General features: G+C 35.1%; 12 protein-coding genes. 5 read left to right on the top strand and 7 right to left on the bottom strand.

The genetic code is table 11. The annotated features are described in order from the left end of the window. Window position 1: 1 nt before the first annotated feature. Complete coding sequence (locus P163_RS08915) at window positions 2-541, bottom strand: DinB family protein (RefSeq protein ID WP_051931195.1); 540 nt, start codon at window positions 539-541, stop codon at window positions 2-4. Window positions 542-604: 63 nt separating this feature from the next. Here P163_RS08915 and P163_RS08910 point away from each other — a divergent pair, with 63 nt between their 5' ends. Both P163_RS08910 and P163_RS08905 read left to right on the top strand, forming a co-directional pair. After that, window positions 605-3,901 (top strand): amidohydrolase family protein, encoded by a 3,297-nt coding sequence (locus P163_RS08910; RefSeq protein ID WP_034894170.1) that lies wholly within the window; start codon window positions 605-607, stop codon window positions 3,899-3,901. A gap of 67 nt (window positions 3,902-3,968) precedes the next feature. Then, window positions 3,969-4,355, top strand: coding sequence for a DUF6122 family protein (locus tag P163_RS08905; RefSeq protein ID WP_034889795.1), 387 nt, complete (start codon window positions 3,969-3,971; stop codon window positions 4,353-4,355). On the opposite strand, the gene P163_RS18290 is transcribed toward P163_RS08905, so the two are convergent. Then, window positions 4,356-4,520: a hypothetical protein gene (locus P163_RS18290; RefSeq protein WP_156100676.1), complete on the bottom strand. Its 165-nt coding sequence runs from the start codon at window positions 4,518-4,520 to the stop codon at window positions 4,356-4,358. Window positions 4,521-4,802: 282 nt separating this feature from the next. Between P163_RS18290 and P163_RS08900 the strand changes: the two genes are divergently transcribed. Together P163_RS08900 and P163_RS08895 are read left to right on the top strand one after the other, a co-directional pair. Further along, window positions 4,803-5,417, top strand: coding sequence for a deoxynucleoside kinase (locus tag P163_RS08900; RefSeq protein ID WP_034889792.1), 615 nt, complete (start codon window positions 4,803-4,805; stop codon window positions 5,415-5,417). A gap of 11 nt (window positions 5,418-5,428) precedes the next feature. Continuing rightward, entirely contained in the window at window positions 5,429-6,070 is a 642-nt protein-coding gene (locus P163_RS08895) for a sterol desaturase family protein (protein WP_034889789.1), read from the top strand. Between the two features lie 50 nt (window positions 6,071-6,120). Here the strand turns inward: P163_RS08895 and P163_RS08890 are convergent, their stop codons facing one another. Further along, complete coding sequence (locus P163_RS08890) at window positions 6,121-7,152, bottom strand: App1 family protein (protein ID WP_034889786.1); 1,032 nt, start codon at window positions 7,150-7,152, stop codon at window positions 6,121-6,123. Window positions 7,153-7,428: 276 nt separating this feature from the next. Here P163_RS08890 and P163_RS08885 point away from each other — a divergent pair, with 276 nt between their 5' ends. Beyond that, entirely contained in the window at window positions 7,429-7,914 is a 486-nt protein-coding gene (locus P163_RS08885; RefSeq protein WP_034889783.1) for a ferritin-like domain-containing protein, read from the top strand. A gap of 83 nt (window positions 7,915-7,997) precedes the next feature. Here the strand turns inward: P163_RS08885 and P163_RS08880 are convergent, their stop codons facing one another. The 4 genes from P163_RS08880 to P163_RS08865 all read right to left on the bottom strand — a co-directional run bounded on the left by P163_RS08880 (window position 7,998) and on the right by P163_RS08865 (window position 14,653). Next, a complete protein-coding gene (locus P163_RS08880) occupies window positions 7,998-10,424 on the bottom strand; it encodes a sodium-translocating pyrophosphatase (protein ID WP_034889780.1) in 2,427 nt (808 codons plus the stop codon). Between the two features lie 120 nt (window positions 10,425-10,544). Further along, window positions 10,545-11,057 carry an inorganic diphosphatase gene (locus P163_RS08875; protein WP_034889776.1) on the bottom strand — a complete coding sequence of 171 codons (513 nt, stop codon included), beginning with the start codon at window positions 11,055-11,057 and terminating at the stop codon, window positions 10,545-10,547. A gap of 68 nt (window positions 11,058-11,125) precedes the next feature. Next, window positions 11,126-13,615, bottom strand: coding sequence for a DUF5686 and carboxypeptidase-like regulatory domain-containing protein (locus tag P163_RS08870; RefSeq protein WP_034894167.1), 2,490 nt, complete (start codon window positions 13,613-13,615; stop codon window positions 11,126-11,128). Between the two features lie 60 nt (window positions 13,616-13,675). Continuing rightward, window positions 13,676-14,653 (bottom strand): pyruvate dehydrogenase complex E1 component subunit beta, encoded by a 978-nt coding sequence (locus P163_RS08865; protein ID WP_034889773.1) that lies wholly within the window; start codon window positions 14,651-14,653, stop codon window positions 13,676-13,678. Window positions 14,654-14,810 lie beyond the last annotated feature (157 nt).

Raw genomic sequence — 14,810 nt, 5'->3', positions numbered from 1 at the left:
ATTAAGATCGCTCTTTTAGAATACTAATAGTTACCAACATTTGTCCTATATGCCTTTGACTATGCTCGGCTGCGTGAAAAAGTAAGCCCAAGTGAGTTGAAGGCATTTTTTTTCTTCCTACAGATCTTTCTTCAGTTAAGGTATCTGCATCAACAGTCTTAAAATACTGCAATGCTTCCGAAACCTTATTATCGAAATCTTGTAATAATTGGATTGTTGAAATCTCAGGATTCTCGGCTCCTTCATTCTTTAAATGTTCAAATTGAAGATCGCTTAGGTTTTCCTTTTTTGCATAAGTAAGCATTCTATCCAACACTCCCGTTAAGTGTTGTAGATGAAATCCTACCGAAGCCCGTCCCGCAGGTTTTCGCCATAAAAGTTCCTTCGGAAAATTATCTGCATAGCTATGCATATCCTCACCTGCTTGCAGTAAAGCATGCGCTGCCGGTTGCAACAAATTTGGGATTCCTTGAACAGGACCTCTCAACCAAACTTCCGGTTTTTGTTGAGGTTTTTCAGATTTAATATTTTGATCTTTCATTCGAAATGCAAAATCGGAAAAAATAAAAGAAATAGTATCTTTAGACTTCTTAAATTATATAATATGCTTTATAAATTTCTTCTGGCATTACTTGTTGTAATGTCTACCTCTACCATTTTCGCACAGGAAAAGGACAATAATAAAGACAAAATTGAATCTTGGGATGTTGCAAATCCCTATACAAAAGATTGGAAGATAAATGAAGTGTCCTTAAGCACCGATGAAGGTACTTGGATGGATTTAGATGTAAGTCCAGATGGAACAAAAATCGCTTTTGACTTACTAGGTGATATTTATATTATGCCAATTTCTGGAGGAGAAGCTACTGCTTTAAGAAAAGGAATGCCTTTTGAAGTTCAACCAAGGTTTAATCCAGATGGAAAAAGACTCTCTTTTACCAGTGATGCGGACGGAGGAGATAATATTTGGACTATGAATTTGGATGGTACAGATGCCAAGCAGATCACCAAAGAAGATTTTCATTTACTGAATAATGCGGTTTGGACCAAAGATGGAAATTCCATAATCGCAAGAAAACATTTTACTTCAGAACGTTCTTTAGGGGCTGGAGAAATGTGGCAATATCATATTGCTGGTAGCGCCGGACTTCAACTTACAGAGCGCAAGAATGATCAGCAAGATGTAAATGAGCCTAGTATTTCTCCAGATGGGAGATATCTTTATTATAGTGAAGATATGTATCCTGGTGGAAATTTTCAGTACAACAAAGATCCAAACAAGCAGATCTATGTTATAAAACGCTATGATTTTAAAACAGGAAAAACCGAAACTATTACAGGTGGACCAGGCGGCGCTGCAAGACCGGAAGTTTCTCGAGATGGTAAAAAACTTGCTTTTGTAAAGAGAGTAAGAACAAAATCTGTGTTATTTATTCATGACCTTGAAACAGGAGAAGAGTGGCCTATTTATGATAATTTGAGTAAAGACCAGCAAGAGGCTTGGGCTATTTTTGGTGTATATCCAGGATTCTCATGGATGCCCGGAGACAAAAGTATCGTTCTTTGGAGTGAAGGAAAGATCAAAAGAATAAGTATTGATAATCTCGAGGTTACCAATATTCCATTTCAGGTAGATACAAAGATTAAAATTGCAGAAACACATCGCGCAAAGACTCCAGTTTTTAAAAATAAATTCACTCCTAGATCAATTAGAGATGCGGTGACTTCTCCAGATGGAAAAACCTTGATATTTCATGCTGTAGGCTATTTATGGAAAAAGAAGTTACCTAACGGAAAACCTCAGCGACTTACAGAAGGTAAAGATTTTGAATACGAACCTAGTTTCTCACCAAATGGCGATCTAATTGTTTACGTTACTTGGAATGACGAATCTAAAGGGCAGATAAAAACCATGAATATTTCTGGTGGAGATCAAAAAACTATTACTACCCAGAAAAGTATCTACAGAACTCCATCTTTTTCTAACGATGGAAAGTCAATAGTATTTATGAAGGAAGATGGAAACTCAGATCTTGGTCAGACTTTTACCAACGATCCCGGAATCTATGTTATGGATGCTGATGGAAAGAATATGAATATACTTATTAAAGAAGGTGCTTATCCAGTATTTAATAAAGACGACTCACGAATTATTTATCAAACCGGAGGTACTTTTTTTGGAGAACTCACAAAAAGTTTAAAGAGTGTAGATCTAAATGGAAATGATGAGCGTACTCATTTTAATTCAAAATATGCCAATAGATTGGTGCCTAGCCCAAACAATGAGTGGTTAGTTTTTACAAATTTACATGAAGCTTATTTGGCGCCTTTTGTAATAACCGGAAAGCCTATAGATCTGGATGCTAAAACCAAAACATTCCCAGTGACTAAAATCACCAGGGATGCAGGTGTAAATCTACACTGGTCTAATAATTCCAAACAGGTTCACTGGACTCTAGGTGATGAATATTTCACTAATGAAGTAGCTAACAAATTTACCTATTTAGAAAACTCTTCTGATGCTGTTTCACCAATTACCGAGAAAGGGATCAAGATTGGCCTAGAAGCAAAAACTTATGTCCCTTCTGGAGAGATCGCATTTAAAAATGCTCGTATAATTACAATGAATGGTGAGCAAATAATTGAAGATGGAACAATAATTATCAAGGAGAACAAGATCCTTGCGATTGGAAAATCTTCAGAAGTAACTATTCCGGGCGGAGCTAAAGTTTATGATGTAGCAGGCAAAACTATCATGCCGGGAATTGTTGATGTTCACGCACATCTTGGTGCTTTTAGAGCAGGAATAAGCCCTCAAAAACATTGGCCTGCATATGCAAATCTTGCATTTGGTGTTACAACCTCTCATGATCCTTCAGCATTAAGTGAAACAGTATTCGGACTTTCGGAACTAGTACAAAGCGGAGAAATGGTAGGACCTAGAATTTTTTCCACAGGAATAATTCTTTATGGCGCCGAGGGAGATTTTAAAGCAGTTATCAATAATTTAGATGACGCAAGATCTGCATTGAGAAGAACAAAGGCTTACGGAGCTAACTCGGTAAAGAGCTACAATCAACCAAGAAGAGAGCAACGTCAGCAAATTATGCAGGCTGCAAAAGAGTTAGATATGAATGTAGTTCCGGAAGGAGGAAGTACATTTTTTACCAATATGAGTATGATCATGGATGGACATACGGGTATTGAGCATAACATACCTGTAGCACCGGTATATAAAGACGTATTAACTCTTTGGGGAAATAGCAAAACCGGCTACACCCCTACTCTAATTGTAAATTATGGTGGCATTAATGGAGAATATTATTGGTACCAAAAGACCAATGTTTGGGAAAACGAAAGGTTATTAAACTTTACTCCGCGATATATTGTAGATTCTAGATCTAGAAACCGAACCATGGTGCCAGATGAAGAATACGAGAATGGACCTATCTTAGTATCAAAAGCGGTTAAAAAATTAGCAGATGCCGGTGTAAAAGTAAATCTTGGAGCCCACGGACAATTACAAGGTCTTGGTGCACATTGGGAATTATGGTTATTACAAATGGGTGGCATGAGTAATATGGAAGCTTTAAGATCTGCCACCATTACCGGAGCTCATTACTTAGGAATGGATAAGGAAATTGGATCTTTAGAAGTTGGAAAACTTGCCGATCTTATAGTGTTGGAAAAAAATCCTTTAGAGGATATTCAAAACTCCAATTCTGTAATTTACACTATGGTAAATGGAAGACTTTTTGATTCTGAAACCATGAATGAAATTGGGAATCATCCTAAAGAAAGAAGTAAATTTTATTGGGAAAACAGCAAATATAACCAAGCATTTCCTTGGCATGAAAGTACTCAAAGCTTTACTACGCCTCACGGATTTATATGCGATTAGATCTTAACTATTATTTTAAAAACCCATAGCTCAAATTTTGAAATATGGGTTTTCTTTTACTCAACTTATGCAGACCTTAGTACATTATTCCCTTCATTTTTTGGCTGTAGGCTTGATAGCGTATTTATATGATAAAAAGAATTGGAAACGAAATTGGTTGATCTTAGTTGCAACTATGCTGGTAGATCTAGATCATCTTTTAGCAGTTCCCATCTTTGCTCCTAATAGATGCAGTATTGGTTTCCACCCTTTACATTCTGAGGTGGCTATTGCAACTTACATTCTTGGAATCATCTTTACAAAGAATAAAATATTGAGATTAATCTTCATAGGACTTCTCTTTCATATGATCACAGATTTTATTGATTGCCTTTGGATGTTTTCTAAATGTTCTGGTTGCTATGAGAACTCTGAAGTTTTTAAATGGTTTAAGATTTTCAGAAATTATAATTGATTACATCCCGAAAACATTTCTTTTAGGATTAAGTACAGTACTAGCGTTTGATGAATGATCTACTTCTGCAACTATAGTTATAGCATCGATCGAATTGAGCGATTCTAAAAATGTGGAATAGGTTTCCATAAAATAATTCTTACCTACAGCATGTTTTGTTCTCACTACATTTAGTGCCTCAGTTTAAATTATTACATCGTCTGTATCATTAGTAGTACTGCAAGAACCAAAAATTCCAATAAAAACCGTCAAAATCAAATACTTGTACCTAGTGATTTTTTCTTTTTTCTTGTAATACATCTTAATGATTCACAGGTTAAACTTATTAAAGAATTTAGATGCTACCTATTATCAATGCGCGGTTGTTTTTTCAGGAAAACTTGTATCTTTATCCACTTTAAATTAATTTCAAGAGCTTCAACTCTAACTAGCCATTAAATATAAATTATGCACGTAGCCATTGCGGGAAATATAGGGGCAGGAAAAACCACCCTTACCAAATTATTAGCAAAACATTACCAATGGGAACCTCAATTTGAAGATGTACTTGAAAATCCATATTTAGAAGATTTCTATAATAAAATGGAACGTTGGTCTTTCAATTTACAGATATACTTTTTAAATAGTAGATTTAGACAGGTGCTTCAGATTAGAGAGAGCGGAAAAAATATCATTCAGGATAGAACCATATATGAAGATGCGCATATATTTGCTCCCAATCTTCATTCTATGGGATTAATGCCTAATAGAGATTTCGAAAATTATAAATCTCTTTTTGACCTTATGGAAAGCGTTGTTCAAGGACCAGACCTTTTAATTTATCTAAGAAGCAGCATTCCAAATCTGGTTTCACAAATTCATAAACGAGGTAGAGATTATGAAAATTCTATCTCTATTGATTATCTTAGTAGATTAAATGAGCGCTACGAGGCCTGGATTCATAATTACAACAAAGGGAACTTACTTATTATAGACGTAGATGATATTAACTTTGTGGATGAACCTGAGGATCTCGGAAATATAATTAATAAGATAGACGCCGAAATAAACGGCTTATTTTAATAAATGTTGTTATGAGCAATTCAAAAAGAAGACCTAATCATAAAGGATCGGCTAAATTATTTTCTAACCCGATCTTAGAGAAACTTACACACACTCATATTGCTGCACCTTTAATAATTTTCACGGTGATATCTGCAATTCTTATTTATTTCGGAATTGTTGAAAAAGGTTTTGAAGTCCCTAACATGATCTTACTATTCTTAGGCGGACTGTTCTTTTTTACATTTATAGAATATCTTATGCATAGATATTTATACCACCTTCCTGTTACCAATCCAAAAAGGGAAAAATTTGTATATACTATGCACGGTGTTCATCATGATTATCCAAAAGATAAAGATAGATTGGCCATGCCTCCTGTTTTAAGCTTAATACTAGCTACTATATTTTTTGTAATATATAGAGGTATTATGGGCGATTATGCTTTTGGATTTTTAGCTGGTTTCTTAATGGGTTATACAGCTTACTTAGGAGTACACTATTCTGTGCATGCCTTTAAGGTTCCTAACAATTTTCTAAAGATCTTATGGCATCACCATAGTATTCATCATTATAGAGAGCCAGATAGAGCTTATGGAGTTTCGTCTCCGCTATGGGATGTAGTATTTGGAACTATGCCAAGAAAATCTCCTGTAGAAGCTGCAGGAAAATAAAAAAAGGGAGCTCAAACAGCTCCCATTTTTTATATGATTATATTTTAATCCTATATCCAACCATTTTCTCTTGCATGAGCTTCCGCATCTATAGAATTCTCTACCATTAAAACAGGAACAGATTTAAATCCATCTATAACTCCCTGTACACGCCTCATACTTTTTTTGTGGGTAACGCTTCTTAAATAGATCGCCAAGATCCTTTCTGCATATTTTTCTGCAATTTCTGTATAGATTGTAGCGTCATGCTCTCCACTATCTCCAATCAGAATAAAATTTAGCTCAGGATAGGTATTCAAGATATTTATGATCTCTTTTTGCTTATGAGGTTTTTCTGGTTTTAAAGACTGATCAAAAGGACCTCTAAAGTTTCTTAATAACATTGGGCCTTTTGGAAATTTATTAAAATCTAAGAACAGTTTAAGATATTGATATAAGTTCCACGGACTATTACTTAAATAAAACATTGGGTTCTTATTTTTACCACTTTTTCCCAGATGAAATTTTTGATATAGTTCTGCTGCTCCTTTTAACGGTATTCTATCATATGCATTTGTTAGCAGAGAATTTTTAAGCAACCTCCATTTAAGAAAAGAAGTCACCCCGGTGTGCATTATAGTATCATCTATATCACTTATTACTCCGTATTCCGCATTTTTCTCTGGTATAAGTAATTCTCCCTGAAAATGATCATTTACCAAAGTGGTGTTCGGGGCTATTTCATTCTCATAGAATATTTCTGCTGTTAACCAACCTTCTTCATTTACCAAATTAGAAAGATCAATAGTGGTTTTCTCATCAAACAAGTAGTAGCCTTCTCCATTAGTTGTTCCTTGCAATTGTATCTCCTCTCCTACCTTAACTCTAATCTTAGCATTTCTTATCTCATAACTATTAAATTGCTTGTATGCATTTTTGAGATTAGTGAAAATGTTTTGATCTTCCAGAATTTTAAGAGGTACATCATCCAACGCTCGCCCTAATAAATATAGATGATGACTGGTGCCATAACTTCTATAAGGGGTTATTAGAACATTATCGATCTTGCCTTTACCAAATAGTTTCTTTATTCTTTTGAGCATTGTATAATTTAAAAATTAAAAAGAGGAGTAATTTACTATTATTACTATGCACGTCAGATTTTAGGCAGCAATTTTAGATAAACTTTAAGAGAAGCTTTTCTAGGTTGAAATGTTCTGAATAAGATGAATGATCCTTCTAGAATTTTTAAAGCAATTTAATTGGCTGAAATTTAATAATTGGGGAGCAAAAATTTTGTTTTTATTATTACAGCTTTAACTACCACCAATTCTTTTACAGATTAATTTTGATGAATAACCATTAAAAATTAAACCATCATGAAAAATTTAGAAGATTTATTTGAACATCAATTAAAAGATCTTTACAGTGCTGAAAGTCAACTTTTGGATGCCTTACCAAAAATGGTAAAAGCAGCTCATGATTCACAATTGAAAAAAGCCTTTGAAGGGCATTTAGAAGAAACCAAGATTCATAAAGAGCGTATTGAAGAGGTTTGCAAAGAGCTATCTATTAAACCAACGGGAGAAAAATGCAAAGCTATGGAAGGGCTTATTAAAGAAGCACAATCTATGATAGATGAAAAGGCAGATCCTGAAGTTAAAGATGCAGGATTAATTGCTGAAGCTCAGCGTGTAGAACATTATGAGATCTCAGGTTACGGTACTGCCGTGCGTTTTGCCAAAGAACTGGGTCATGATAAAATTGCGAAGAAATTGCAAAAAACATTAGACGAGGAATATAATGCAGATCAAAAATTGGACGATCTTGCAGAAAAGCGTTTAAATAAAAAAGCAAAAGAATAAGTTCGCTTAATTTCTGAACTAAAAAAAGATCTTCAATCGTTGTGACTGAAGATCTTTTGATTTATTATAGTCTTTTAAAATTATTACATATTATCTAAGCTTTCCTGTACTTCTTCTCTAGAACCGGAAAAGGTTTTAACTTTCACATCTGTCTCTCCATCTTTAATGGTGGTAGTTCTAACTTTAGCTATTGTATTATTCCCTTCTGAAATGATATTAACTTCAACTTGTTTTGTTGAATTTAAGTTGGAATCTGAGGTGATAGTTTCTGTTTGCAATGTAGATGCTTCTCTATTAATAGCATCAATATCTCCTACAGCATGTCCTCCTAAAATAGGAGCAATTACCAAACCTATAAGACATGTTAGTTTAATAAGGATATTCATAGATGGGCCCGAGGTGTCTTTAAAAGGATCTCCAACGGTATCTCCGGTTACCGCTGCTTTATGCGCTTCAGAACCTTTATAGGTCATCTCTCCATTTATAAGAACTCCAGCTTCAAAAGATTTTTTAGCATTGTCCCAGGCTCCTCCAGCGTTATTCTGAAAAATCGCCCATAATACCCCGCTCACAGTTACTCCAGCCATATAACCTCCTAACATTTCTGCAATTAAAATATTTTCATAACCAAAAAGCATTGGGAAAAACGCAATTAAGATTGGAAATCCTATCGTAAGAACTCCCGGTAATAACATTTCTTTTAGTGCAGCATCTGTAGAGATCGCTACGCATTTATCGTATTGAGGTTTTCCGGTTCCCTCCATAATTCCAGGAATCTCTTTAAACTGTCTTCTTACTTCGTTTACCATCTCCATAGCAGCTTTTCCTACAGAATTCATTGCCAATGCAGAGAATACTACCGGCACCATTCCACCAACAAATAACATTGCTAGCACTGGAGCTTTAAAAATATTGATCCCATCTATTCCAGTAAAAGTAACATAAGCCGCAAACAAAGCTAAAGATGTTAACGCTGCAGAGGCAATAGCAAAACCTTTTCCGGTAGCCGCTGTGGTATTCCCTACAGAATCTAAAATATCTGTACGCTCGCGCACTTCTGCAGGTAATTCACTCATTTCTGCAATACCACCAGCATTGTCTGATATTGGTCCAAAAGCATCTATAGCTAATTGCATTGCAGTTGTGGCCATCATTGCAGATGCTGCTATGGCAACACCATAAAATCCTGCAAGGGCGTATGATGCCCATATTGCTGCAGCAAATAATAGAACTGAAGAAAAAGTAGAGATCATTCCTGTTGCTAAACCGGCAATAATATTGGTTCCCGCGCCTGTACTGGATTTCTGTACTATCGAGAGCACTGGTTTTTTACCAAGTCCTGTATAATATTCTGTGACTGCAGATATAAACCCTCCTACTCCCAATCCAACTAAAGTGGCGTAGAAAACTCTCATAGAGGAAATACTTTTATATTCAAACCCCTCTTGGCCGCCTACAAAGAATCCCATAGTCATAGTTTCTGCAGGTAGTAACATTCTAACCAGAAAGAAACATGCCACCATCACTAAAACTATAGATACCCAGTTTCCAATATTAAGAGCCTGCTGAACTTCCTTCTCTTTAGCTGAGTTACTACTGATCTTTACCAACAAGGTTCCTACAATAGAAATAATAATTCCTACTCCTGCAATTGCCATTGGCAGTAAAATAGGACCAATTCCTCCAAAACCTTCCTGAATTATATCTCCACCCATGTCTTTTATAACATAATTCCCAAGAACCATGGCCGCTAATACGGTTGCTACATAACTTCCAAAAAGATCTGCGCCCATTCCAGCAACATCTCCCACGTTATCCCCAACATTATCTGCAATGGTTGCAGGGTTCCTTGGATCGTCTTCTGGAATTCCGGCTTCCACCTTACCCACAAGATCTGCACCCACATCTGCAGCTTTGGTATAGATTCCTCCTCCAACTCTCGCAAATAATGCAATAGATTCTGCCCCTAAAGAAAATCCTGCCAGCGTTTCCAATACTATTGTCATTTGATCTGTATTAGTCCAAACGCCACCCATAAAAAAATGATAGAAAAATATAAAGAAGGAAGTGAGCCCCAGAACTGCTAATCCTGCCACACCCAACCCCATAACGGTTCCTCCACTAAAAGCTACTTTTAATGCTTGTGGCAAACTGGTTCTTGCCGCCTGAGTAGTTCTTACGTTAGTTTGTGTTGCAATTTTCATCCCCATATTTCCTGCCAAGGCAGAAAAGAAAGCTCCGAAGATAAAAGCTACTACAATAAGCCAATGTGTAGTGGGTACTATAAACGAAACAACCGCTAAGGCTATACTTGCGGCTATTACAAAAAAGGTAAGTATTTTGTATTCAGATTTTAAAAAAGCTAATGCACCTTCATAGATGTGAGTAGCTATTTCATTCATTTTTCCGTCTCCGGCGTCCTGTTTTAATACCCAAGACTTTTTAATCCACATGTAAATTAAACCGAAAACGGCTAAAACAATAGGCACATAAATCATTATTGACTCCATATTAGCTTGTTAATTATTAGTTAATTAAGCTAATGTAGTGAAACGTAGATAATTAAAAAAGCAATAACTTTTTAAGGTTATTGCTTTTAAATATTTAATGATTATGTAAAAGGATTGGGTTTATATCCCAAATCTCTCCTTATCACCTTCATAATTCTTATATCTATCGATACATTGTTGAATAATTTCTTTTGCTTCAGCAGCATTTCCCCATCCACCAACATCTACTTTTTTCTTTTCAAGATCTTTATACACTTTAAAGAAATGCTCGATCTCTTTTGTAAGATGACCATTAAGTTCTGGAAGATCATTAATTCTATTCCAAATAGGATCTGAAACCGGCACACAGATAATTTTCTCATCCGGACCTTTCTCATCTGCCATATGGAATACTCCAATTGGTTTAACTTCCATTACAATTCCTGGAAAGGTTGGTTCTGCAACCAATACCAATACGTCTAGCGGATCGCTGTCTAACGCAAGGGTATTTGGAATAAAACCATAATCTGCAGGGTACATCATAGAAGAAAAGATCATTCTATCATAACGAACTTTCTTTAATTCAAAATCATACTCATACTTATTTCTACTCCCTTTAGGGATTTCTATCAATACATCAAAAGTCTCAGACATTGTATACGTGTTTATTATTCTATTTTCGAGGGCGCAAATATAGCACATTTCAACCTTAAAATCATTATTTAAAAGTGAAATCCGAAAGCTGCTGTTACACCAAAAGATCTAGCGTCTACATTATTAAAATAATTCCCTCTAAAATGGGCGTCTATTCTAATAAATTTTAAAATATTTCCTATTCCTACGCTATACTCATAATATGGCTCATTACTAGGAGCTATAAGCTCTAAGCCAGAAGCATCTAATCTTTTATTATCATCCGAAAGTTCTCCCCATACTCCTTTTACTCCAACAATCTCTCTTAGATTAAGGTCTCTTAGAAGCGGAACCCTAGAGAACAGTCTACCATTAAAATTGTGTTCAAAATGAACTGCAGCATAGGTATCTGTAACAAACTCATAGAAATTAAGAAGCGAAAAAGTGTTGAATAATTGAAAATAGGTCTGATTTCCAGGAACTACATTTAGAAGACCCAGTGGAACTTCTCCAAAAGTTTTTCCTGCTTCCAAACTAAAATTGGCTTTACCAAAACCTCCAACCATCCATGGCTGATTATAAAATAATTGAACCTTCTTATAATTAAAATCGCTATTGAAATAGTCTTTTACTCCAACACTATAATTAAGAAAGAATGTTGGAAAATCTCCTTCATTCACTACATTTCGCTCTACGCCGTATCCGGAAGTTTCTCTTCCAGGAGTAAAACTAACTATGGTAGAGATCTCTGTTTGATTTATATTAGAAGCAGTTTGGGTTCTGGCTTCATCTGTATAATAATCTAAGCTAAAAGTTGGAGAAGCAGGTTTTAAGAATCTATAGGATGCCCCCACCCTAAATGTGAAATTTTTGAAAGGTTCTATTTCCAAAGCTAATACCGAAAGATTTATAGAACTAAGCTTGTCATTATTTCCCACATTAATAAGAGATGAAGAAGCTAAACTTCTGCCTAAAACATCTGTAGAATTGGTAAGATTGGTTCCTAATTGCTCTATATCTCTTCTATTTCCTCCAGACAAGGTTAATCTAGATCTTCTATCTAATAATACTTTTCCAGAGATCCCATATTTAAATTGATTGTCTTTAAATCCATAGGCTCCATATCCTTCTAATCTCCAGAGATCATTAAAACCAAAATAAGTTCTACCACCGGCACGTAATCGAAGGCCCTCAACATCATTAAAACCTACCGTAGAATAGATGGGACCAAAGTCAAAATCATTTAATTCTATATAACCAGTAGCAAGCGTGGTGGTAACATCGTAAATCCTATTAAATGCTTTTACAGTTTGTAAGGTATCTATAAGATCATATACCCCTCGCTCATCTCCATTTAAAGGTTCAAGCCTATTCTCGGCCCAAAACTCATCGCTCTTATCGTACTTGGTTTCTTGAAATTTATTTAGAGGCCTATTGTAGAATTCTGCAGATTTCTTTTTATTGAATTCATAATTATCATAGAGAACAGTACGCTTTCCATAAACTCCTCGAGCATCTTTTTTCTTACGAAGTGCAAAGTTTGCTTGAAAGAAATCTCTAGTCATTAAGAAAACAGAATCATTTAAAACATCAAATTCCTGTTCTATATATACACCATTTACCCAATTTATATTGGCACTTTCATCCATCTCAAGATTAATCTTCTTTACCGCCCAAGTAGTATCATTTACCCAAAAATCTCCACTAAAGGTTAATTCATTCTTTCTTCTTGGATAATACAAGATGTTATAACACCATTTATCACCAATGAATGAGCTATCTCGTAATACATAATTGTAATTATTAACACCTGTAGTAGAAAGTGGACTTATAAAACTTTTATCGAAGAACTGTAAATAGTTATCGTAAATATCTACCTCATCATAAATATCTTTAAGATCTGAGATCAAGGTTTGATTTTTGCTAAATCCAGAATTCTTATTTCCAAGCAACTCTTCTCTTAACTGTCCATTAGTATTATCTCCATAAACTTTAGAAACGGCTTCATTTAAGAAAATTGGCAAATAAGCTTTACCGGTAAAAGCATTGGTATCTAGATCATCAAATATAAATTCCATCCCGTTAAAAATAGGACTTTCAACCAGCGCGCTATCTATAGAATTTAGATCGAATTCTAGCTTCTCATACCTTCTATATTGATATTGATCAAACTCCTTTACACCATTTTTTCTTCTATTTTCCCATATCTTCCGAAGTATATCTATTGCCGGATTATTTTTTTTTGAAGTTTTACCGCGATAGATCACAACTTCATCCAAAGATTCTGAGGCTTCTTTTAAGACCACCTTTAAATTGAGATTATCCCCATTCTTTAATGGAACTTCTAAAGTGGTATATCCTATATAAGAAATCTCTAGGGCTTTGTAACTATTCTTAGTCTCTAAATAAAAATCTCCATTCTCACTAGAAGTAGTTCCCTCAGAAGAATTTAAGAATATAACATTAACAAATGGCAATGGAATTCCAGATTCATCTACCACTTTCCCCTCAATTCTGGTTTGAGAAAAAGCAAAGAAAGATACTAGAAATAATAAGGAAAAGGCAAGGAAGTTTTTCATAATAGGGCAAAAAAAAAGCTTCATCTGTTAAGATGAAGCCGCAAAGATATGTTTATCTTATTACTTGTAAAGCACCTTTTTCACAGCTTTAACAACATCTTCACTATTTGGCAACCATTCTTTGAATAGTTCTGGTGAATATGGCGCTGGAGTATCTGCCGTATTGATCTTTATAATAGGGGCATCCAAATAATCAAAAGCATTTGCTTGCACCTGGTAGGTTATTTCTGTAGCAATATTTCCAAAAGGCCATGCCTCTTCTAAGATCACTAATCTGTTTGTTTTCTTCACAGACTTCAATATAGTATCATGGTCCATAGGGCGGATAGTTCTAAGATCTATGATCTCGCAAGAAATATCTTCTTTTTCTAATTCTTCTGCAGCTATATAAGCTTCTTTGATGATCTTACCAAAAGAAACTATAGTTACATCTGTTCCTTCTCTTTTAATATCTGCAACTCCTAAAGGAATAGTGTATTCTTCTTCAGGCACTTCTCCCTTATCACCATACATTTGCTCGCTCTCCATAAAGATAACAGGATCATCATCTCTAATTGCAGATTTCAATAAACCTTTAGCATCGTATGGATTTGATGGAATTACCACTTTAAGTCCAGGACAGTTTGCATACCAGCTTTCAAAAGCTTGAGAGTGAGTAGCAGCTAATTGACCTGCGGAAGCTGTTGGCCCTCTAAAAACGATAGGAATATTAAATTGCCCACCACTCATTTGGCGCATCTTAGCAGCGTTGTTGATAATTTGATCTATTCCAACCAATGAGAAGTTAAAAGTCATGAACTCCACAATTGGTCTATTGCCATTCATAGCACTTCCAATAGCAATTCCAGAGAAACCTAGCTCTGCAATAGGAGTATCAATTACGCGATCTGGACCAAACTCATCCAACATCCCTTTAGACGCTTTATAAGCTCCATTATATTCTGCAACTTCTTCTCCCATTAAATAAATGGTATCATCTTTACGCATCTCCTCGCTCATTGCCTGTTGAACGGCTTCTCTAAACTGAATTGTCTTCATTCTATGATAAAATATTAATTGTAGACTTAAAAAAACAAAAATAGTAATTCAAAAAAGTTTAACTACTACTTCTAGATAAAATATTTACTATGCATGCATAGTAAATTTCGATTTAATTTCCTTATCTTCGTAAACATTAAAAATAAATCATTCAAAA

Source organism: Gillisia sp. Hel_I_29 (assembly GCF_000744275.1).
In the GTDB taxonomy this organism is placed as follows: domain Bacteria; phylum Bacteroidota; class Bacteroidia; order Flavobacteriales; family Flavobacteriaceae; genus Gillisia.
This window is presented reverse-complemented; position numbering and strand designations above follow the sequence as displayed.